Genomic DNA, 24,401 nt, shown 5'->3' with positions numbered 1-24,401 from the left:
AATTAACAATTCATTAATGAAATTAATAATGAGACAATTTATTTTAATAATTGGCCTATTAAGCTCTGGGGTTGGTATTTCACAAATACAGTCTGAATTTGAGATGGAGACGGCATCGGGTTACATGCACAATATTTTCAGGTCACCAAGTTCGTTTATTGATGAAGATGAACTTTTTGGAAAAGATGATTTGATAAGAAGTAGTATTTATCAAGACATGGGTTTTAAAGGGATTTTTAAGAAATTTTGGAAAAATGAAAATATAAGTCTGAGATTATACCCTAAAGGACGTTTATTTTTATCTGATACTGAAGCTACTTTCTATACGGTTTATTCAAGATTCAGATACGAAAAGAACTTCTCGAGAAAAACGAGACTTTGGTTGACATCTCATTGGAATTTAAGGGATCGGGAGGGCGAGAACTTGGATGACAATGAACTTAGAACGCCTTTAGGGTACAGACATCTAGATATTTCAGCTGGATTATTTTTTAGGTTATACGACCAGCACCGCGGGTTTATTAACCTTGAAATTGGAAATCGGAATTATCAGGATGCAGAGTCAAACGATTTGCAATATGACTACTATACTATTAATACGGTGTTCAGAAACGTATTTGAAAGACCTGAAGGATGGCACAGCTATGGTATTGAAGCTCAATTGTCAAAACGATTATATGAAAGAACGTATTTTGAGCCCGAAGTTCCCAAAGAAACACGGGATTGGAGTTATATAGTATTGGAACCTTTTTACCGTTGGCCTGTTAGTAAGAATTGGAGACTAAGAGGGGGTGTTGAGTGGTCAAAGCGAAAGGATAATAACAAGGGAACATTTACATATAGACAAATAAGACCATCATTAGAACTACGATATAAAAATGAAAAATGGCTAATCGAAACAGAGGGGAGTTATACAATTAGGGATTTTGATGGTCTAAACGCAACAAATAGTGCTGAGGAGATTCTAGGTAAACTAAATTTTAAATATTACAGACTAAAGGTTGATATTGAATACGAACTGGGAAGGAAGCTTTACTTAACGGCAAATATGTATGTGAATAATCGTAATTCTAATCGCACCAATATAAACACAATTACATTTAGAAGTTATGATTATTACTACGCGGGCATTGGACTAAGATTTGAGTTTTAGGAAAATGTTAGAATTGTTTTTTTGGAACTAAAATGTTAAAAAAATAACTAAAACAGAAAAAAACTTACTTTCTAACAATTAATAAGTATTTTTGCAAATACATTTTGAATGCTATACTTTGATGTTAGAAGATAGGGTGAATTGAGAATATTTTGTTTAAACAAGAAGAATTAAAATCAAAGGAAAATGAAAAAAAACTATTTAAGAGAGAAATTTTTATTAAAAAGTAAGATAAGCAAATTATGGATAGCACTTATCATGGTAATGCAGGTAATTACCTTATTGGCTCAGACTCCAGTTCAAGTAGCAGGTACTGCCAACAAGACCGCAGTACAAAGTGGTAATTGGAGCAGTGCAGCTACCTGGGGAGGTTCTGTTCCTTCAGATTTAGATAGGGTGCTCATCCCAAATGGCATAACGGTTACGGTAGACGGTATGATATCCCAAGAGATGAAATCCGTTAGAATTGCAAATGGTGGTAAGCTTCAGTATGCCACCAATGTCAATACCGAATTGAGGACAGAATTCTTAGTAAGTGAAATGGGTGGGGCTTTTGAAATTGGTACAGAAACCAATAAAATCAATCCCAATGTGACCGCAAGTTTGGTCTTTGCCGAAAAAGGGGGCACCTCAAAGGCCCAAGACAAAAACAATTTTGTGCCCGGCGCGGTCTTTATGGGGCCTGTACGAATGCATGGTGCCGACAAAACAAGTTGGGACGCCCTATCGGTACAACCTGCTGCTGGAGCTAATCAATTGGTCTTAAAGTCTGCGCCAAGTGGATGGCGTGTAGGTGATAAATTGGTCGTAGCTGGTACAGACCCCAATAGCTATACCAGTGATGAGATGGTGACCATAAGCAGTATTTCGGGAAATACCGTCACCCTATCCGAAAATCTAGCCAGAAGCCATCAGGCACCCAGCCAAATTGCAAGTCTGGTCGATGTTCATGTGTCCAATAACACCAGGAATATCATTATTTCATCGGAGGATAAACGAACCATAGCCATTGGGCAAAGCGGGTATCATAAACCTCGCGGACATATGATGTTTATGCATAATGCCGATGTTATTCTCAAATATGTCCAAACCGATGGCCTTGGTAGAACAGATAAGAAAATACCCTTAGATGATTGGGATGCCACAGGGCTGCCAAGAGCACCACAACCACTTCCGGAAGTTCCCGGTGGTTTTAAAAACCCTAGGGGGCGCTACTCCATCCATTTTCACAGGTCCATCCAATTTAAGACCACAGAGCCCGATTATACCATAAATCCACCACAAGCGAAAGTGGAGGGTTGTGTGGTTAACAACGATCCAGGATGGGGCTACGTCAATCATTCATCGAACGTAGAATTTAAGAACAATGTATCCTATGATGTCGTGGGCTCAGCGTATTGCACGGAAGCTGGAAATGAAATAGGTTCCTTTATTGGGAATATTGCTATTAGAACCTATAATTCCAATACACCTATGGAACCTGGGCGTCCTTCGGTCTCCTCGGGTGAGGGTAGAACCGATGCCATTGCCGATTCTCGGGAAAACCTGTCCGATTTTGCCTGGCAAGGCGATGGTTTCTGGTTTCACAGTACGGGTGTAACCGTTGAGAACAATGTAGTATCCGGTAGTACAGGGCACGCCTATGTGTATTGGTCAGAAGGCTTGGTGGAGCACCAATTGGGTATTACCAAAGGAGATATCGATATTCATGTACCGGCAGCAGAATTCGAAACATTAAACACCGAGCTCAAAGCCTGGAAAACCACACATCCTTATTGGAACTATGATATATGGTATATCAAATGTAGACCATTTAAGAACAATCAGGCTTATAGTATGGCCAGGGGTGTACATGGCTATTATATGATGACCACGTTCCACGAAGCTACCGATTTCTCGGATGCCGAAGCCCAAAGTGAATTCAACCTGGTACCTCCGGGTTATCGCGCAGCCAATAAAATGGTGATGGAAAATACTACCCTCTGGAGTATGAAACGGGTCGGTTTTGGCTTTACCCATTGTGCCCAAATAGACTTGGTCAATAATAAGGTTTACGGCTATGGTACCGATACAGGTGTAGCCCCTTGGCAACCGCCCTTAAACGATCCGTATACCCAATATATAGAAGTAGAACCTGCCGTATTGGGCATGGATCTGGATCACGACCACAATACCAGAAACTGGAATTTAATTAACAATACGGTCGTAGGTTTTGATGGCAGTGCCGTGGCGGTGGCGCTCCCAGTCAACGATGGGAACGTTGTTGTTAATGGTGGGGTGTTCGACAATAGCGGGGTTGATCTTAAGATCCGGGAAACCAACTGGGCTAAAACATGGCCGGACCGGGTAGTAAGCTACGAAGACGATTCTATGGATGGATTGCCAATTGGAGCTTGGAAAACGACGCCCTGGCGAACCATTACCATTCAGGGTAATATCCAGTTTAACAATTCGAATAAAAATATTGTTCTCGCGCCGCAATACCATATGACAAACCCGGGTCAAGATGGATTCGCCATTCTAAACGGCGGCGTTAAAATGCCTGGCTGGTTCTTGATACCAGACAACATTACGCTCAATTTTGGCCCATTCAGTAATGCCAGAGTCTATTTTGATGATCAACGGGCAGACTTTATTCCAGTACCCAACAGTACTTTAGGCAGGCCAATTGGAATCCCTGTTGGCGACCTGTTCCCCGAAAATTTTGTGAATCCAAAATACATAGGAAAGACAAACCAACAATTGCAAACCCAGTATGGTTCGTCATTTGGTGGTGTAATTATGCCGGCTGGCACTGTAACTCATGCCATGATTACAGGAGGAAAAGTAGACGGAAATGGCTTATCTGTTTCAGAGAATGCACTACAAAAAATAAGACTATATCCAAATCCGGTTAAGGATGAATTTGTTATCAATTTACCCAGCCTGAACCATAGTCGTGTAAAACTAGAGATTTTTTCCCTAACCGGAAAGTTGTTGAAGCGTACTTCAATAGATGCCGGGAATACGGAATTAACGGTTCCGGTTTCAGGTTTATCTAATGGTATCTACCTGGTAAAACTGCATATGGATCGCGCCAGTAAAATATTTAAAATAGTTAAAGATTAAAATTATGAACAATGAATATTAAACTACCACAGATTCTTTTAACCTGCCTTTTTGTGATCTGTTCCATGAGCTGCACAAAAGGCCAAACACCGATACAGGTGGCAGGAACGGCCACAAAAACAGCCGTTCAAAGCGGGAATTGGAACGATCCAGCCACTTGGGGCGGTTCGTTGCCTGGAAACGACGCGCGGGTGCTTATTCCAAGCGGGATTACAATTACTGTCAACAGTATGATTTCAGAAGAAATGAAGTCCATCCGCATTGCTAATGGCGCTAAACTGCAATATGCTACCAGTGTGAATACGGAATTAAGAACAGAGTATCTGGTGAGTGAAATGGGCGGTGCTTTTGAAATAGGAACTGCCTCCAATAAAATAGCTCCAAATGTTAAAGCACGTCTCGTATTTGCTGAACGAGGAGGAACCACCCAAGCTGAAGACCCCGAAAGGTTTGCTCCTGGTGCAGTGCTGATGGGGCCAGTAAGAATGCACGGGGCCGAGAAAACCAACTGGTTGGCCTTTAATAACGCTAATCAGCCCTCACAGGGCGCCACATCATTGGTCTTGAATTCGGCACCTTCAGGCTGGCAGGTGGGGGATAAATTGGCCCTGGCCGGAACAGATATCAATAGCTTTACCAGTGATGAGGTTGTTGAAATTACAGGGATTTCGGGTAATGTAATTAATATAAAGTCTCCTTTACAATTGGATCATAAGGCGCCGTCTCAGGCTTCGGACCTCGATGTGCACATTGCTAATATATCTCGGAATATTGTAGTGACATCTGAAAACCCAAGTGTAACTTCAATAAGTGGCGATTTTCGAAAACCACGAGGCCACATGATGTTCATGCATAATCAAGATGTTGATTTAAGATATGTTGAAGCCAATAATACGGGGAGGACGGATAAGTCAATCATACTCGATGACTGGGACTTTGAAGATTTGTCAAGGGGCCGTAATACAGGAAACCCCATTGCTAATGGTGGCAGGAACCCGAGAGGGCGCTATTCATTTCATTTTCACAGGGGAGCAGTCGATACCAGTGTCTATCCGGCAAAAGCCTTTTTGCCCAATCCGGCACATGTGGAGGGCTGTGTGGTCAATAACGATCCAGGATGGGGCTTTGTTAACCATTCTTCGAGGGTGAATTTTGTAAGGAATGTCAGTTATGATGTGATTGGTAGCGCCTTTTGTACAGAATCAGGCAATGAAACAGGATCCTTTATTGAAAATATTGCCATACGGACCTATAATCCGGCCGAGCCTATGACCGCCATTCCAAGGCCCAGAAACTCGTATTTTGATGGTGGTCCCACCCAGGCATTAGCGGATATAAGAGAAGGTAGGCAAGATTTTGCCTGGCAAGGAGATGGCTTTTGGTTTCATGGAACAGGGGTAACCGTAGAAGGGAATGTGGTTGCAGGTTCAACCGGACATGCCTACGTGTATTGGGTAGACGGACTCATAGAAAAGGGATTGGGCATGGCTCGTGGGGATATCGACACACACGTCCCGGCCAACGAATTCCCAGTTTTAAATCAAGCATTGAAAGATTGGAAAGCACAGTACCCGGGCTTTGTATTGGATATATGGTATTTACAGCCGAGACCCTTTAAAAATAACACGGCTTATACCTTCGCCAGGGGCGTACATACCTATTATGTACATACAGAGTTTCACCTTAGTAAGGAGGAAAGCAATGATCCCGAAGAATGGATGAATTTAACACCGGATATTTACCGAAAACAATTGAATCTTGTTTTTGATAATACCATATTGTGGAATATTCGTAGGCGGGGATTTGGACATAACCATACCTCCAATGTCACCATTCAGAATTCTCGGGTGGTGGGATATAATGCCTCTGGTGAATTTGAAAACTATGGTACCAATCCACTACCGGGCGTAATAGCCGAAGAACCTGTGGCTATTGGAATGGACTTAGATTTTTATCACAACACATATAATTGGACCCTGATAAACAATACAATAGAGGGGTTTTCTGGAAATGCCGTTGGATTAACTACACCCTTAAACGGTAAAGTAATTATTGACGGAGGTACGTTTAATAATTCGGGAACGGACATAGAAATAAAAAACCCTACTCATGAACCCAATGAGGACTTTCCTCTGGTATTTGATGGCAATCCAGGGGTTACCATTAAAGAAGAAGCTGGGCCCATTCGTTTTTTAAATGAAAACAAAAATATAGTACTGTTACCTCAGCTGCATAATCATATTTTCGATCAGGATGGTTTTGCACTATTAGCGGATGCCAAAGAAGGCGATTGGTACTTTACTCCACATGAGTTAACCTTTAACTTTGGACCTTTTATAAACTCAAGGGTTTACTATAATGCCCAAGATTCGGATTTTATTCCAATTACATCTGAAACACAATGCACTCTGGGAGGAGGAAGCATTGATTGTATCCCCAATAGATTTGTTGGAAAGACTAACACGCAGTTGAGTTCTCAAAATAACGGTAAGTCGTTTGCAGGATCCATTACCCCAGATAATGCTATTCCGCACACACAAATTGTTGGTGGTAAGGCTACCGGAGTTACTATTGATGGTTGCCCCTTAGATAATCTGCAAACCAATAATTTCAATATAGTTGTCAATAATGAAACATGTAAAGGACGTTCAAATGGGGAAATACTTATAACAAGCCAAAATTCAGAAGTTTATTATGTGAACATTGGAGGGAGCACACACGCTTTTTCAAAAGAATTCAAGATAGGTAACCTTGCTCCCGGTACGCATATGTTATGTATTGGTGTACGGGGGACTAAAAAGACTTGTGAATGGTGTTATGAAGTGGCAATTATTGAGGGTACACTTCTAACGGGGAAATCAAGTTTAAAGGTAAAACAAAATCAAAGTAAAATGCTTGTAGATATTGGCGAAGGTACTTCTCCTTTCAAAGTGAAGGTTAATGATAAGGAGGCTGGAAGTTACACTAATTCAACGTTTGAAATATTTGTAGCGGACAAGGATAAGGTTGAGGTTACATCTAATAAGAGTTGCGAAGGGAAACTCCAATTTACGGCAAAGTTATCTGAGACCATGGAATTGTTTCCTAATCCTGTAAAAGACAGTTTTTCGGTAGTTACTTTAGAACCAAATGTAGAGGAAGTCTATATCCAAATCTATAATATGAACGGACAGGTTATAATTCAAGGTAAGTATGAATTATTTGATAAAAGAGCAGAGGTGTCAGTCGACCAACTTGCCGAGGGAACTTATTTAGTGAAAGTTTATACCAAAGGAACTAATAAAATATTTGAAATGGTTAAACAGTAAATCAAAACCATCCGAAGATTGTAATCAACTTACTTTCTAACATTTAGTAATATATATGATATGTTGTTTCCAATAATTTCAATTTCTAAGGTAGGGTGGATTTAGAATTAGTTGTTCAAACAATTAAAGGTTAAAAATAAATTATGAAGAAAAAATATTTAAGAATGAAACTAACACATAGGTTATCACTGTTCTTATTAGCCATAGTATGCAGTGTGGTATCGCAAACCTATGCCCAAGGCCCTGTCCAGGTAGCTGGTACGGCTACTAAAACGGCAGCGCAGAGCGGTAACTGGAGTGATGCTGCAACTTGGGGCGGATCCGTTCCAGCCGATGATGCACGGGTACTGATCCCCAATGGCATCACCGTTACCGTAAATGACATCATTCCAGAGAAAATGAAATCCATTCGCATTGCCAATGGCGCCAAGCTTCAATATGCCACCAATGTGAACACAGAGCTAAGAACAGAATATCTAGTAAGTGAAATGGGCGGTTCCTTTGAGATTGGGAACAGCACAAACAAAGTAGCCGCTAATGTTACGGCCAGATTGATCTTTGCCTGGCGCGGGGGTACAACCAAAAGCCAAGATCCTAGTAGGTTTGCCCCGGGTGCCGTGCTTATGGGGCCTGTGCGCATGCATGGTGCCGAAAAGACCAGTTGGACCACCCTTGCGGTACATCCTACTTCTGGTACTAGCCAGTTGTCCTTAGGTACTACGCCTACTGGTTGGCGGGTAGGTGATGAATTAGTGGTTGCCGGTACCGATATTAATGATTACCGTAGCGATGAGAAGGTAAGCATAAACAGTATCGCTGGGTCAACAGTCACCTTAAGTGCTGCCCTGACCAAGAACCATCAGCCGCCATCACAACTAACCGGTATGGTAGATGTGCATGTGTCTAACAACACCAGGAATGTGGTTATTTCCTCCGAAAACCCAAGTGTTGCAGCCTTAAGCGGAACCAATGGTTTTGGCAAGCCTCGAGGGCATATGATGTTCATGCACAATCCAAACGTGATCTTAAAATATATAGAGACCGAAAATACAGGTAGGACAGACAAAGCCATAGATCTTGACGATTGGTCGGTTCCTTTAGAAGGTGAAGAAGGTCAGCCGGATCCCCGATGGAGTACCACGGTTCCCTATCCTGCGGGGCCAGGAATGAACCCTAGAGGTCGCTATTCCATTCACTTCCATAGGACTCTAGATACAAACACAAATAAAGCACTTGTAGAAGGCTGTGTAGTAAATAATGATCCGGGGTGGGCCTATACAAACCATTCCTCAAATGTTGATTTCATAGAGAATGTAAGCTATGAGGTGGTAGGCTCTGCCTACTGCACCGAGGCCGGAGACGAAGTTGGAAACTTTCTCCGAAATATTGCAATACGGACCTATAACCCGGCAGAACCCTTAAACTTAGGAAGACCGGCCGGTGGTGGTCTAGGGGTGGAGGCAGGAAGGACTAATGGCCTTACCGACGGCAGGGAACAGATATCCGATTTCGCCCATCAAGGTGACGGCTTTTGGGTGCACGGAACTGGGGTTACCATTGAAGGAAATGTGGTATCAGGTTGTAGTGGACATGCCTATATCTATTGGACGGAAGGGCTCTGGGAAAGCCTTCGCGGTCGACCTCAAATGCAGGATAATATTGATTTGTATGTAGATCCGGTTCAATTTAAAGATTTGAATGCGGAAGTAAAGGCCCGTGCCGCACAATATTCCAATTGGATTTTTGATGTGTGGTACATCCTTCCCAAGCCGTTTAAAGATAACATAGGCTACACATCGGCTCAAGGGTTCCGTGGCGATTATATCATGACAGAATTCCATGAAGTGGGCGAAACCACCAGTATCGAGTTCAACATGATGCCACCAAATTATAGGAATACCATGAACCTAGTCATAGAGAACACCTTGTTGTGGAGTATCCGCAGAACCGGTATGCAGTTTGAGAACTGTGCCCAGATTACCCTCAAAAACAACAAGGTTTACGGTTACGGTGCCTCAACTGCATTAGCACCATGGCGGCCGCAACCCAATCCATACCCAGGATTATTAGAGGTAGAACCCCATTCCATTGGATTGGATTTAGACCAATATCACAACACCCGTAGTTGGACTATTGAGAATAACATTATAGCCGGTTGGGACGGGGAGTCCCAAGCCGTTACACTACCCATAAACGCTGAGGTTGTGGTTAATGGCGGTACTTTTGATAACTCCGGAACCGATATTTTTATAAGGGAAGTGAACTGGGCCAAAGACTGGCTAGATAGGGTAGTCAACAATGAAGAGGTCACAGATCCCAATAATGGAACAAGAATGGTTATAGCAGACCCAACACCGCTAGATAAGACCACGCCCTGGAGGAATATCACCATTCAAGGAAATATCGTGTTCAATAATCCTGCAAAGAACATTGTACTGGATGCCCAGATGCACCTGCTTAACAATGCAGGCGATTCCTTTGCGCTTTTACATCCTGATGGTTCCGGAGTAAAAATGACGGGTTACTTTTTACTACCCGATAATATTACCTTAAACTTCGGACCCTTCAATAATGCCAAAGTCTACTTTGATGAGCAGGCAGCCGATTTTGTGCCAGTGCCTACTACCAATTTATTAGACCCACTATTATATGAGTCCGAAGCAAAGTACCCTGAAAGATTAACCCCTACGGTATTCCGGGGCAAGACCAATCAGCAGTTACAAAACCTTTACGGCACTTCCATGGGTGGTGTTATTACTCCGGCCACTGCGGTATCGCATGCCATGATCACAGGTGGGAAAGTTAGTAACGTAACGATTGAAGGCTGTCCCATTGATGCCCTGCCTTCAAATAATTTCTCAATTATTGGAAACAATGAGACCTGTGTAGGACGCTCTAATGGCGAGATTATTATATCCAGTCAACAGGTGGGTTCCTATACCGCAACTGTCAATAATAATACCCAATCTTTTTCTAGTCAGCATAAAATAACTGGATTGGCACCTGGAACCTATACGCTCTGCATTGCAGTGCCGGGAGCCACCGTGAATTGTGAACGTTGTTATGAAGTGGTCATTGGTGCAGGGATTAGTATAACCGGTAAATCAAGTATTAAAAATGGGCCCGGTTCACAAGGAACTGTTATGACTATAGATATAGATAAGGGAACGGCACCGTTTACAGTAAAAGTGAATAATAAAAACATAGGCCGTTTTAGTAGCTCAAAATTTGATATAGCCGTTTCCGAACAAGACCAGGTGGAGGTTACTTCAAGTAAGCAATGCGAAGGCAAATTGGCATTCACCGCCAAAGTCTTGGGAGGTTTCAAAGTGTTTCCTAATCCGGTGAGAAGTGCCTTTAATGTTCAGGTGGCATCCTCAAAATCAGATAAGATCCATCTTGAGATTTACGCCATAACGGGAAGTTTGGTCTACCAAGGAGATCATAGCTTGGTAGGTTCTACGGCGCGTATAAACTCCAGTAGCCTAAAGCAAGGCATTTATCTGGTTAAGGTATATGCAGATAATAAAAGCAAAGTATTTAAAATAATAAAACAATAGCATTTAAAAGTTAGAAAATATGAAACAAGGAAGCATCATAATAGCAGTAGTTTTTGTTCTTGCACTGGTGTCGTGCAGCAAAAGTGAAAGTCCCCAACCTCCAACCAATCCGGATCCCGAATTGGTAGCAGCCACTTTGGGCTTTCCAACCAACAACTTAATCTGTACCAACTTCCAATTGGAGTTTAGGTGGACCAATAACAATACGGGGACTGTAGAGAACCAGATTGAAATAGCCCAGAATGAGAGTTTTACCAACCCAATATTTAAGGAGAATGTTACCGGGACCTTTAAGACCTACACCTTAGAAAAGAATACTACCTATTACTGGCGTATCACTACAAAACGTCCAAATTCCGAGGCCTCAGTGACCTCGCAAACTTGGAAATTTGATACGGAGCCCAACCCAACTTCCAATAACATTCCTTATGCCCCTACCTTGATAGGACCAACAAATGAAGGAACGGTCTCAGGTAATACGGCAAGTTTATCATGGAGTGCCCAAGATGCAGATAACGACCCCCTGACCTACGATATTTATTTCGGAACCTTAAATCCGCCGCCATTGCTGGCTTCGGGTATTTCCGAGACTTCGAGGAGTGTTGACCTGCCAGCTACAGGAACCTACTACTGGCGTATCGTAGTGAAAGATGACAAACAATCGGCAGCCATAGGTCCCGTATGGCGTTTTACTGCTAATTAATTGCGTCTATTTAAATACCATTGGAATGCTTTCCAATGGTATTTTTTTAACAACCAAAACCAAAACTAAAATCAAAATGAGAACAGAATTCTTTTGTTTAAGTAGAAGACCCTTGCGACTTGGTCTTTTTATTATTTATGCCCTAGTTGGTATGCATATATTTGGCCAATCAGAAAAGTGGTTCGATACGGATTTAAGTTTCGAATCAAGGGTAGAAGCTTTGGTCAGTGAAATGACCCTGGATGAAAAAGTACAGCAGTTAGGTAACATAACAAGATCGATAAATAGACTTGGTATTCCTAAATATAATTATATGGGAGAGGCATTGCATGGTATTGCCGAGATGGCAGGAGGCCTTTATTTCCCGGCAACCTCGTTTCCGCAGTCCATCGCCATGGGAAGCACTTGGAATCCGGAACTTATGTACCAGGTTTCTACCGCCATATCGGATGAGGCAAGAGCGTATTACAATATGGGACAAATGGACCTGACATTCTGGTCGCCTAATATTAACGTATTAAGGGACCCAAGGTGGGGCAGGAACGATGAGGCCTTTACAGAAGACCCCTATTTAATGTCTAAAATGGGCGTGGCATTTGTAAAAGGTTTACAGGGCAATGACCCTAAGTATTTAAAGACGGTGGCCAGTCCAAAACATTTTGTTGCCAATAATTCTGAGTTTAACAGGCATGATGGGAATTCTGAGGTAAAGGAACGTTGGTTACGGGAGTATTATTTTCCAGCGTTTAAAGCAGCTGTGCAAGATGGTAAAGCATTCTCAACAATGTGCGCCTATAATAGGGTCAACGGAGTGCCTGCTTGTGGTAACGAGTGGTTATTAAATCAAGTTTTAAGGAATGAGTGGGGGTTCTCTGGCTATGTGGTTTCAGATTGTGGAGCCATTGAGGACGTGTTTTTAAGACATAAGTTTAAAGAGAACGCAATAGAGTCGGCCGTACTCGGTATTAACGCGGGTTGCGAGTTAAATTGCGGTGATGTTTATGAAAACTATTTAAACAAGGCCGTGAAAAAGGGGCTTATAGAAGAGTCTGTTATAAATGCAGCGTTAAAAAAATTATTGGTGTCCAGATTTAAAATGGGTATGTTCGATCCAAAGGAAGATGTCCCATATTCCAATATTCAAAAGGACGTTATAGAGAGCCCAAAACATCAAGCCCTTGCTTTAAGAGCCGCTCAAGAGTCCATAATACTACTTAAAAGCAACCATAATACTTTGCCGCTTTCAAAAGATATTAAGTCCATTGCCATTATAGGTCCAAATGCAAATGCTACAGAACTGGGAGGTTACAGTGGGAGGCCAAGTAGAAAAATAACCCCGTTGGATGGCTTAAAACAAAGGCTGGATGAAGGCGTTGCGCTTTTCTACGAACGTGGGTGTAATATAACTACTCCAGATAAACTGGTGTTTGATGTAGAAAATAGGGAACTAGCTGAGAAAGCGGTAGCAGACGATCTGGAAGCACAGGTTTGGATGGCTTTTTATGAGGATTATAAAAAGGAAGTAGCCGAAACAGACGACGTTTTGATACCACGGGCTGTAGAGTTGGCCAAAAAAGTAGATCAGGTAGTCCTTGTAATGGGAACCAATGTCTTTATTTCTGCAGAAGGCACCGATGCCGAAAACTTAGAGTGGCCTGGAAACCAAAGAAAGTTAATAAGGGAAATCTATAAGGTGAATAAAAATGTTGTTCTGGTAACCGTGAAAGGTTATCAAATTGATTTAAGATGGGAGAACGAAAATTTACCTGCCATAGTAGAGGCCTGGTATGGTGGCCAAGAACAAGGACTGGCCATTGCAGATGTATTATTGGGGAATGTAAATCCTTCCGGTAAGTTGCCGGTAACTTACTATGCAACCGATAAAAACCTGCCACATATCGCCGATTATGACATTACAAAAAATAGAACCTATTGGTTTCATGAGGAAAAACCCTTATTTCCCTTTGGATTCGGACTAAGCTATACCGATTTTGATTATTCTAGTTTGAAAATAACGAGTGCATCTTTGGATTCATCCGCTGGCCTTGAAGTAAAAGTGTCTTTCAAGGTGAAGAATATTGGCGGAATGGATGGAAAAGAGACGGTGCAGTTATATGTAAAAGATTTAGAATCAAAAGTCATCCAACCAAATAAAAGACTTAAAAGATTCAAAAAGGTTGATGTAAAATCGGGAGAAACCAAAGTCATTGAATTTACCCTTAACAATGAGGACTTCCAGTTTTGGGACGAAGCTGTTAAAGGTTGGAATATCGAGCCAGGAGACTTTGAAATTCAAGTGGGTAGTTCTTCAGAAGATATCCTTTTGAGAACAAAACTTGTGATTCAATAATACAGCCTACTTAAATTTAAGTTAAACAGTAATTTACTTTCTTACATATAGAAAGAAAGTAGTATATTTGCGTTCAATTGTAATAGTATAATAATAAATCATGAAAATTACGTACACCTCGTTTCTCATTTTTGCCATACTTTTAGTGGGTTGCAAAAATCAAGAAAACCCTTCCTATTTAAACACGAGCTTGTCGGCAGATGATAGAGCGGCCGATTTAGTCTCTAGAATGACCTTAGAAGAAAAGGTATCGCAATTAAGCCATTTAGCCCCTGGTATTGAGCGTTTAAAGGTACCGGCCTACGACATGAATTTTGATAATCCCTATGGTCAGATTTCAATAGAGTTTGAAAACGAAGATGCCCCGGAATACGAGCAGAAGCGCCCTTGGGAAAAGGAAAATTGGCACCATTGGGAGGATATGGGATTGGGATGCCTCGATGGCGGTTACTGGAATGAGGCCCTGCACGGGGTTGCCCGTTCAGGATTGGCAACCGTATTTCCGCAGGCCATCGGATTGGGGAGTACCTGGAATCCTGGCCTTATCCAAGATATGGCCGATGTTACTTCAACAGAGGCACGTATCCATCATAATACCTATGGCAAGAAGCTTACCTATTGGTCACCCACAATAAATATATTAAGGGATCCTAGATGGGGCCGCAATGAAGAGTCCTATTCAGAAGACCCCTACTTACTGTCCAGAATGGCCGTTGGTTTTGTTAAGGGCCTACAAGGTAATGACCCAAACTATTTAAAAGCCGTTGCTACGGTAAAGCACTTTGTTGCCAATAACAGCGAGTTTAATCGGCATACCGGATCATCCGATGTCAGTGAACGCTTGTTGCGAGAGTACTATCTACCGGCTTTTAAAGCATCTATAACCGAAGGCGGGGCCATGTCGGTCATGAGTGCCTATAACAGTTTAAATGGTATTCCGGCAAGTGCCAACACCTGGTTGTTGGATGATATTTTGAGAAAAGAGTGGGGTTTTAAGGGCTATGTGGTTTCAGATTGTGGTGCTATTAGCGATATCGTTCATGGGCACAAATTTGAAACAGATCCAGAAAAAGCTGTAGCCATGGCCGTTAAAGCAGGTACCGATCTAGAATGCGAAACCTGTGGGAATGAGCAATTTTTATACGATAAATACCTTCCGGGGGCTTTGGAAAAGGGCTATATAAATGAAGCGGAAATAGATAAGGCGGTTACAAGGTTATTCAGAACACGGATACTACTAGGGGAATTCGATCCTTCAGAGAAGGTGCCGTTTAATGCGATCCCCCAAAGTGATCTTGATAGCAAACCACACAAGGAATTGGCATTGCAGGTGGCCAGGGAAAGCATGGTATTGCTAAAAAACGATGGGATCCTTCCCTTAGATTCGAAAAAACTAAATAGTATTGCTGTCATAGGGCCCAATGCCAATGTTGCGGTGCTAGGCGGCTATAGTGGCACCCCTTCAAAAGAAGTTAGTGCCCTTGAGGGCATCAAGTCTATGGTTGGGGAACAGGTTGATGTGGCATTTGCCAAAGGCTGCTTGATTTCCCACCATATAAATGAAGAGGAAGTCAGTGCAGAACAGTTAGCAGAAATTGAAAGTTTCGATAAGGAGCGTGAACTTAAAAAGGCCGTTGCATTAGCTAAAAAATCTGATGTGGCCATTGTATTTGTTGGGACGAATCTCACTGTGGCGAATGAAGAAGCAGACCGATCCAATTTAAACCTTCCCGGCGATCAGCAAAAGCTCGTTGAAGAAGTTTATAAGGTTAACAAGAATATGGTGGTCGTTCTTATAAATGGTATGTCCCTGACTATAGATTGGATCAACAGCCATGTGCCCGGTATTCTAGAGGCCTGGTATCCGGGGCAATCTGGTGGAACTGCTATTGCCGAAGTGCTCTTTGGTGCCTACAACCCCGGTGGGAAGTTACCGGTTACATTCTATAAAAATTTGGATGACTTGCCGCCAATGGGAGATTATGATATCACGAAAGGACGCACCTATATGTTCTTTGAAGGTGATGTTATATATCCATTTGGACATGGCCTTAGCTATACCGATTTTGAATACAGTAATTTAAATGTAAAAGGCGATCAAGTTACCTTGAGTATTAAAAATACTGGTAATTTAAAAGGCGATGAAGTAGTTCAGCTTTATGTACGGAATCAGGCAACCCCAGCTGTCATCCAACCCATGAAAAAACTGCGCAAGTTCCAAAGGATTTCCTTGGGTAAAGGGGCGTCTAAAACAATAGATTTTACCCTTGATGAATCGGATTTTGCATATTGGGATGAATATAAAAAAGAATGGGTAGTTGCTTCTGGAGATTATGAGATCCTCGTTGGTTCTTCTTCAGCCGATATTAGAGTTAAAATGTCAATTACGCGATAAATAATTGAAAAAGTAAGAACATGAATTTCAGAAATATTACGTTGGTTATTTCCTTAGCATTTGTATTATTGGGAATTGAGGTAAGCGGACAAGAAAGTTTTTATGCTTATCACACAAAAGTGCAGCATTCGCCATCCGACTATGTTGGCAAGTATGCCGATTTAATTGTGGTCTTGGGTGAGAATAAATTGGAATTCTCCAGACCAACGGGGTATTTGCCAAAATGGGTAACCGCTAAGGGAACGTTTTTGGTAGATGATTTCTTCCCGGATAAGGATATAGACCGTAATTTTGAGTATACCTATATTAGGCTGCTCGAAGAAAGTCCAGAGAAGATAGTTGTGCACTGGCGTTATGTAAAGGATATTGCCATTTTTAAGGCGGCCAATAAAAATTTAGACCCTAAGTTTGAGCAGGGGCTTACCCATGTGGTACATGAACTATTTACCATTTATCCAGATGGTAGGGTAGAGCGCCAGGTAAAAGATGCTACAGGCTCTAGTTATAACAGTTGGTCCAGTGAAAATTACGCCGACAGGCAAAGCTTTCAGCTATCCAGTTCCGGCATTGATTACGATCCTGTGGTATGGGGTAATAAAGGCTGGGTAAAACCAGAACGCGTACCTCAGAATAAGGTTATTGCAACCAAGGGGCTTAAGGCACCGGTATTACATTGGAAATTCGATATGGATATTCTGGACGCCGGTGATGTAGATGGTATTGCCGATTGGGAAATGGAATATTATAAAGACAGTGCCCTTGAATCTGTTAACGAAGCTGTCGATACTATTTTAGGAGGTAGCTATATTGTTAAGAAAGGTGTGTCCGGTAGGGCATTGGCCTTTGATGGTTATTATACTGGCATTGAGCATATAGAGCCCTTCGAACTGCCAACTAATTTTTCAGTTGAAGGCTGGTTGGCGCTTGATGTATATCCATACAATGAGGCACCCCTAATCCATAATGCTGTTGGCTTTGGGGAACAGGGATTTTACTTGGGTGTAGATGCCTATGGACATCCATTCCTTAGGGTAAACGGAAAAACCATCAAAAGTGATACAAAGCTGCCCTTGTACCAATGGAAACACTTGTCGGCCACGGTACAGGAAAACAATGCCGTATTCTATGTAGACGGTGCTGCAATAGGAAGCACCAGTTTCAAGGGATCCCTAAAGAATGATAAAAGGCTGTCAATAGGGCTTAATGCAGACAAAGCCCGAGGCACGGATTATGTCCGTGAATTTCCTCAAAATTTGCCATTTATCTATGGTATTCAAGGCATTATAGATGAAGTTAAGGTTTACGATACCGCGCTGTCCGATAAGCAAATAGCCAAGCATTATACGCGGTTTGTACCAGCCGATAGAACCTCACCGGTAGCCAAAGCGGTCCTGCCCGGAGAAGTGGGGGTGGCCCAAAATTTTGGAGCCTATTACAAGACCCTTGATTATCATGAGCTGTGGGATAAAATGTGGAGGCTTACAGATAAGACGGATGTCGTTGTTAAGTTTGAAGATTCGCCCGTAAGTGTGGTGTATTGGCACGGTTCTAATTTTGCTGCCAACTGGGTGCTGGACAACAATAGGTGGATGGCCGACCAAAGCTCCGAAATATTCACCAGGCATGGCTGCTCAGAGCATATGTCCGATAAACAAAACCGACATAGCTATGCCAGAATTATAGAAAGTAATCCTGCCAGGGTAGTGGTGCATTGGCGCTATCCTTGCGTAGATATCGGCTATGTGTGTACCAATAAAAGAAATTATACTGATGAGTACCACACCATTTATCCGGATGGAACCGCCATTAGAAAAGCCGATTTCAATAATAAATTAATAGAAGCTCCCGGTTTTCAGGATGTACAGTTTTTTACCAATCCCGGAGAAGGTGCCCTAGACGTTGTTAATATAAATGCCGTTACCGTGGCTAATACAAAAGGAGAAATCGTGGAGTATGTTTGGGAAAAACCAAATGTGATGCCTGAAGGGGAGTTGGAAGACGCCTCCATACAGTGGATGAATTCCAAATCCGACTGGAAAATATATAAAATTTATGATGAAGAGGGCATCTTTGCTTGGGGCGAGAACGAACAATCAAAATACACCGATGACCCATTTGCAGGGCCCTGGAATCACTGGCCTATTAGCCTGTTGCCTTCAGATGGAAGATTTGCCATTGACACGGATCGCGTAACGCATTTTGCATTAGGTTCTGGTGGGCCTGGGCCAGAGGCTACTGTTTTCTATGGGTTCACAGATCAAACCATTCATACTTTAATTGACCCTGCCAAATACTTCCAAAATGCTCCAGAAATTTCCAATATTGATAATGGGAAAAGTATGGGCTTTATGAAAGCTGAAAAGGCTTATATGATTGCTGAGGCCAATCAAGGTGATATCAATATTAACATGGCCGCTTCAAAAGATTCACCAATCTATAATCCCGCTTTTGTTTTTGATAACATTAGACTGGAGATAAATCAAATTTCAGTCAATGGTAAAAAATTAGCCTTAGGAAAAGAGGCCAGGGTAGGCTATGAATATAACACAGAAGGAAAGCCTAAAACCATTGTATGGATAAAATATAACAGCGAAAAACCTGTTGTCATTGAAATAAAATAACGCCTTAATAGCATATTTGTCTGCAGAATGAATAGATATATTTTAATACTGACTTTGTTGTTGGCTACTGGTCATAGTATATCGGGTCAAGAAAGGAGTACAGAGCTTTCTGTTGGATATTTTGCACCCTATGGATTACAATTTGGAGGAAAAATAGGAGCATCATTCAATTACAAGCAATGGAAACTCAATGCTGAAGATGGGGCAGCCCCAATTCATAAATTGAACATTAATCCGCAACTGGGATATTTTGTAAACCCAGATGTACAACAAAATGTTCTTTTCAATACCGAATTATCGTATCAAAGAAAGAAAGCAAATAAAAGATTTGCTCCCATTGCCGCACTAGGTTTGGGTTACCTATTGGCTTTTCAGCAACTAGGGGGAACCGTAAACCTTGCGAATGGTCAAATACATACAGAAAAGGAAACCTTGCATTATTTTACCCCAACATTAAATCTGGGGTTTGAAGTTGAGCCAAAAAAATCGATAGGATATTATTTTAAACTTTTTTATGGAAGGAAATTTGGCGCTCAACGTGTAGATTCTTCCATTTTCGGAGTAGAATTTGGGATGCTCTTAAAAATGAAAAAGAAATGAAAAAAATAACAAGACAAGAGTTTATAAAAAGTAGCTTAATACTTGGCGTAAGTCTGCCATTTATTTCATCATTTTTAGTATCCTGTGAAGATGAACAAGGCGTGGTGCTTCCAAAATTTGAAACCAATTTTTCCGGAAAAGTTATTGTAATTGGCGCAGGAGCCTCTGGTCTTTGTGCAGGCTATTTATTGCAGCGTCATAATATAGATTTTGAAATAATAGAAGCCTCTTCAACTTTTGGTGGACGGGTGAAAAGAGCAACAGGTTTTGCAGACTTTCCCATAGACTTGGGCGCAGAATGGATACATGCCTCCCCATCAATACTGGCAGATATTGTTGATGACCCAACCAAGAATTCCAATATTGAGTTTATAACCTATAATCCGCAGGAAATCAGTGCTTGGAATAATGGAAAATTAAGAGAACATAATTATGCAAGCAATTTTTATAGCGAATATAAATTTAAGAATACGACCTGGTTTGGTTTTTTCGAAAGATATATAGTGTCCGAGTTTGTCGATAAGATTACATATAACCAGCCCATAGTTGAAATTGACTATTCGGCTAACAAGGTCTTAGTTAGGTCAATAGACAATACAGTTTACGAAGCAGATAAGGTATTGGTTACTGTGCCCATAAAGATATTACAGGGTAGAACAATCAATTTTATACCAGAAATGCCTGTCATCAAACAAGATGCTATCAATAGTATCAGCATGGGTGATGGCATAAAAGTATTCATTGAGTTCAAGAAAAGATTTTACCCAGATATACTTGCCATTGGAAGGTTGATAGAAACTTTGTCTAGTAGTGATAAGGTGTTTTACGATGTTGCCTTTAGAAAGGATTCTAATAAAAATATTTTTGGTCTTTTCGCAGTACAAGAAAAGGCGTCCCCATATACTGATTTAAACTCAGATCAAGAAATTGTGGATAAAATTTTGGTCGAGTTGGATGAGATATACGATGGTAAGGCATCAGCAAATTACATCAAGCATTTGGTGCAAAATTGGTCAAAAGAGCCTTACATAAAAGGGAGCTATTCAGCAAATGGTGATGGGCTAACCATTGATACGATAAAACAACCTCTAAATAACAGGGTATACTTTGCAGGAGAAGCACTGGCAAACAACGGTAGCGCAACGGTTCATGGGGCTTGTGAAGACGGGTTTCAGGCCATAAAACTAATATTAACCAGTAATACATAAACATTTTTTAATTTAAATAGAATATCATGACTATTACAATGCAACTTCAAAAAGTTGTTTTAGACGTACAATACACGCTAGTATATTCAATTTCTAAAATAATCTTTACGGCTCTTATTATGACCTTGGTTGTAAGTTCGAGCATGTATGCCCAAGAAAAAAAAATACATAAACTGCCATCAGGTCCTGAGGGGCCAGGGGAATTCGGAGCCTATTATGCGCGTTTGGAATATGACCCGGTTTGGGATAAGGACTGGCGTATTGGGGACCATCCGGATATTGTTGTGAGATTTGAAGACGGCGCACATAAATTCGTGTTTTGGAGGGGTACCAGTTATATCCCGTCATGGGTTTCAGAAAATGGTATTTGGTATACCAATGAATTTGTGGAACGCAGAGATGTACACAGCTCCAATACCACCAGTATTGTGGAACCTATGAGCGACAAGCAATGTCGATATTCCCAGGTGCGGATCATTGAAAATAACGATGCCCGCGTGGTCGTTCACTGGCGCTATGCGCCGGTAGATGTTACCTATGAGCATCCCTTTATAGATCAGGAAACCGGGTGGTTTGATTGGGTAGACGAATATTATACCATTTATCCCAATGCTAAAGGTGTGCGCAAAATTACAGCCCACAGTAGCAATTTAACAAAATGGATGGAATTCCAGGAGGCTATCGTAATCAACCAACCAGGTACCTTACCCCATGAAAATATTCAGAATGAGGCCATCTCCATAGCTAATATGGCCGGAGAACATATCACCTATGTTTGGGATGAAAATGGGGCGCCGTTTTTTGATAAAAACCCTTCAAGAGCAAACATTTTTAAGGTTAACCTAAAAAGTAAATGGCATCCCTTTGCTCTGGTCTCCCAACCTAAGGCCTTTGATAATTTAATTACGCCTTACAGAGGAACCGGAAAGAATTCCTTTTTCAATTGGTGGGATCATTGGCCTGTTTCGCAGGATGCAAGTGATGGTCGTGGCGCCGAATCGGCCGATAGACCCTCGCATTCCTCATTGGGGCATATTGCCCTGGCAATCGATCCTCCAGTGGATAGTTGGGGGACCTATGGATATCATACGGTGATCCGTAATAAAGCACTACAATGGACGGCAACAGACTGGGGCGCTTTGGATTTAATGTTTAAAAAACCTGAAAACTTGAAGGGCGGGATTACGCTTTCCTTTGATTATGCCAATTTATGGACCTCAGACATCAAACTTATCATGTATGATAGGGCTTCTGAGATCACCAAAGATATTGAACTTAAAAAATTAGGGACCGGTTTTAAGTTGCATAATAAGGGCTTTAATACCTATACGGCCGATATCATGCTGGAAGATTATCAAGGCGATGCCAATCTGGAAAGCATGTATGAGATTTATTTGGAGATAGCAGGCTCAGAAAATCCCAAGACCTTTTCCCTTGATAACTTAAGGCTAGCAAGCAAGACCCATGGTTTTGTCTATGACTTAGACTTTAATAAACCCGATGGTACGATGATTGAAAGCCTGAACTTGCCAGACAAGGCCCAATGGGAACCCTATGCCAAAACTAAAAATAGCGTGACCAAACTTATGTTGCATGGTATGACTACAGGAACGGTTGAAGATTTGGTGCCATTTGCAAGGAGTTGGGAGCATCCGGCAACATTGCTGCTTAGTGGAAATGATTTTATTAACGAAGGTTATGATCCAACCGAGATGGCCTATGTTCTAAAAGCGGAATCAGACCAAACATCTACCGTAGCGTTAACCTTAAAGGCCAGCGCAGCAAATCCGGTAATTGATCCGGCATTTATCGTGAAACATTGGGGAGACAAACCCTTCCATATTAAATTAAACGGAAACGCCTTAGAAAATGGTAAGGACTATAGGTTTGGTTATAGAAAGACATTACAGGGTACCGATCTGATACTTTGGCTGGATATGGAACGTACAAACGGGGAAGACCAAATAGCAATTGAGCCGTTTTAGTAGTTATGATCGGGATAGTTTCTTTTCTTGTTTAACTTATAGCAATAACAAGGCCCGAGTATTTAAATGTGCTACCTGATTTAAAAGGCTTTTTTGGGTGTTAAGAAGATAATTCAAATTGGAAAACGCGGTCCAAAATGATGGATAGCGCACCAACCAATGAGGCATCTTCCCCAAAAGAGGAGGGCAGGATATGCACTTCCCGTTCTAATTGCTTAAATCGGTTCAGGACCATGTTTTCCTTTAGCTTATCAAAAAATATGTCGCCGTTTTTTGTAAGCCCTCCGGTTAATATAATGGCTTCCGGATCAAATAATTTGATTAAGGCATCCAGTCCAATTCCAAAATACTTCATGGCATCATCAAAAATTTGTACCGCCAAAGGATCATTTTCCTTGGCTGCAGCCACCACGGTTTTAGCCGTTATGTCCGCTATGTTGCCATTAGATTTTTCGAGTATTTTACTATTCGGATCTGCGGCAACTTTTTCTTTGGCAATTTCGGCAATGGCATAACCCGATGACAGCGATTCCAGACTTCCCCTTAGGCCATCTTTACCAACCTGCTCGCTTTCTGCGTTAAGAATGATATGCCCGAATTCTCCCGAAAAGCCTTTGTGTCCGTAAAACGGTTTCCCGTCAACCACGATCCCGGAGCCAATCCCGTACCCAGCATTTACAAAAATGAAATTTTTAAACTGCTTACCGTGTCCTTGGATTAATTCCCCAAACGCTGTTACCCTAGAGGCATTATCATATATTATTGGCAAGCTTATGTACTTTTGTAGCTCTTGCCTGAAGTTTACTTTATTCCAATTGAAAATAGGCGAATACTCTATGATGCCGTTGTCGTAATTAATTAAACCGGCCACCGCAATACCAACTCCTTGAATTAAGGAGTCCTCTAGTTTGGACCTGGTCTTTAATTTTTCTATGATCTGATGGATCTGCACGCAAATTTTCTCAAAGCCGCCACTCAAATCGGTTTGGGTCTCTACTTCGATAATTATATCGCCGTTGAGGTTAGATATGGCACCCCGAATGCTGGTAGCCCCTAAATCTATACCAATAACATAGGCGTTGCTGCCATCGAACTGAAGCATTTTAGGAGGCCTACCGCCCGTTGAATTACCATCGCCCACAACCTTAACAAGTTCCAATTCTACCAAAGCATCAACAATTCTCGTGACCGTAGGGGCACTTAGTTTGGTAATCTTAACGATTTCAGCCCTAGACGTTAAGTCCGAATCGCGGATAATTTTTAAAATCTCAATTTTGTTCAGTTTGTTAATGTATGAAGCGTCCTTTCCTATCATAATCCGTGTCTTTTTACGTGATGGTTTTTAGGTGCTAAGATAATCATAATTCTTACTTTTTAACAGTAAATTAAAAATGATCGTGGATTCTACGC

The 24,401-nt window shown here is 41.6% G+C and carries 12 protein-coding genes; 11 read left to right on the top strand and 1 reads right to left on the bottom strand.

Annotation, left to right across the window (positions count from 1 at the left end):
- Nucleotides 1–16: 16 nt before the first annotated feature.
- The 11 genes from Q0983_RS09180 (at nucleotide 17) to Q0983_RS09130 (ending at nucleotide 22,991) form a co-directional block, all read left to right on the top strand.
- A complete protein-coding gene (locus Q0983_RS09180; protein ID WP_299551742.1) occupies nucleotides 17–1,153 on the top strand; it encodes a hypothetical protein in 1,137 nt (378 codons plus the stop codon).
- Nucleotides 1,154–1,339: 186 nt separating this feature from the next.
- On the top strand, nucleotides 1,340–4,261 hold the full coding sequence (locus Q0983_RS09175) for a G8 domain-containing protein (protein WP_299551739.1): 2,922 nt from the start codon (nucleotides 1,340–1,342) through the stop codon (nucleotides 4,259–4,261).
- Nucleotides 4,262–4,272: 11 nt separating this feature from the next.
- Complete coding sequence (locus tag Q0983_RS09170) at nucleotides 4,273–7,569, top strand: G8 domain-containing protein (RefSeq protein WP_299551736.1); 3,297 nt, start codon at nucleotides 4,273–4,275, stop codon at nucleotides 7,567–7,569.
- Nucleotides 7,570–7,733: 164 nt separating this feature from the next.
- Entirely contained in the window at nucleotides 7,734–11,129 is a 3,396-nt protein-coding gene (locus Q0983_RS09165; RefSeq protein WP_299551733.1) for a G8 domain-containing protein, read from the top strand.
- 19 nt (nucleotides 11,130–11,148) lie between these two features.
- A complete protein-coding gene (locus Q0983_RS09160) occupies nucleotides 11,149–11,832 on the top strand; it encodes a hypothetical protein (RefSeq protein WP_299551730.1) in 684 nt (227 codons plus the stop codon).
- Between the two features lie 76 nt (nucleotides 11,833–11,908).
- Nucleotides 11,909–14,182 (top strand): glycoside hydrolase family 3 C-terminal domain-containing protein, encoded by a 2,274-nt coding sequence (locus Q0983_RS09155; protein WP_299551727.1) that lies wholly within the window; start codon nucleotides 11,909–11,911, stop codon nucleotides 14,180–14,182.
- 100 nt (nucleotides 14,183–14,282) lie between these two features.
- Entirely contained in the window at nucleotides 14,283–16,577 is a 2,295-nt protein-coding gene (locus Q0983_RS09150; protein WP_299551724.1) for a glycoside hydrolase family 3 C-terminal domain-containing protein, read from the top strand.
- A 20-nt stretch (nucleotides 16,578–16,597) separates the two neighbouring features.
- Nucleotides 16,598–19,198, top strand: coding sequence for a LamG domain-containing protein (locus tag Q0983_RS09145; protein WP_299551721.1), 2,601 nt, complete (start codon nucleotides 16,598–16,600; stop codon nucleotides 19,196–19,198).
- Nucleotides 19,199–19,225: 27 nt separating this feature from the next.
- Nucleotides 19,226–19,798, top strand: coding sequence for a hypothetical protein (locus Q0983_RS09140; RefSeq protein ID WP_299551718.1), 573 nt, complete (start codon nucleotides 19,226–19,228; stop codon nucleotides 19,796–19,798).
- Nucleotides 19,795–21,006 (top strand): NAD(P)/FAD-dependent oxidoreductase, encoded by a 1,212-nt coding sequence (locus tag Q0983_RS09135; protein WP_299551715.1) that lies wholly within the window; start codon nucleotides 19,795–19,797, stop codon nucleotides 21,004–21,006. Before Q0983_RS09140 ends, Q0983_RS09135 begins: the two co-directional genes overlap by 4 nt.
- Before the next feature lie 26 nt (nucleotides 21,007–21,032).
- Nucleotides 21,033–22,991, top strand: coding sequence for a hypothetical protein (locus tag Q0983_RS09130; RefSeq protein WP_299551712.1), 1,959 nt, complete (start codon nucleotides 21,033–21,035; stop codon nucleotides 22,989–22,991).
- A gap of 100 nt (nucleotides 22,992–23,091) precedes the next feature.
- Here the strand turns inward: Q0983_RS09130 and Q0983_RS09125 are convergent, their stop codons facing one another.
- A complete protein-coding gene (locus Q0983_RS09125) occupies nucleotides 23,092–24,306 on the bottom strand; it encodes an ROK family transcriptional regulator (RefSeq protein WP_299551709.1) in 1,215 nt (404 codons plus the stop codon).
- Between the last annotated feature and the right edge of the window lie 95 nt (nucleotides 24,307–24,401).

It is taken from the genome of Seonamhaeicola sp. (assembly GCF_028281565.1).
Lineage (GTDB): Bacteria > Bacteroidota > Bacteroidia > Flavobacteriales > Flavobacteriaceae > Seonamhaeicola.
The sequence above is the reverse complement of the archived record's forward strand: the minus strand, read 5'-3'. Positions and strand labels throughout refer to the sequence as shown.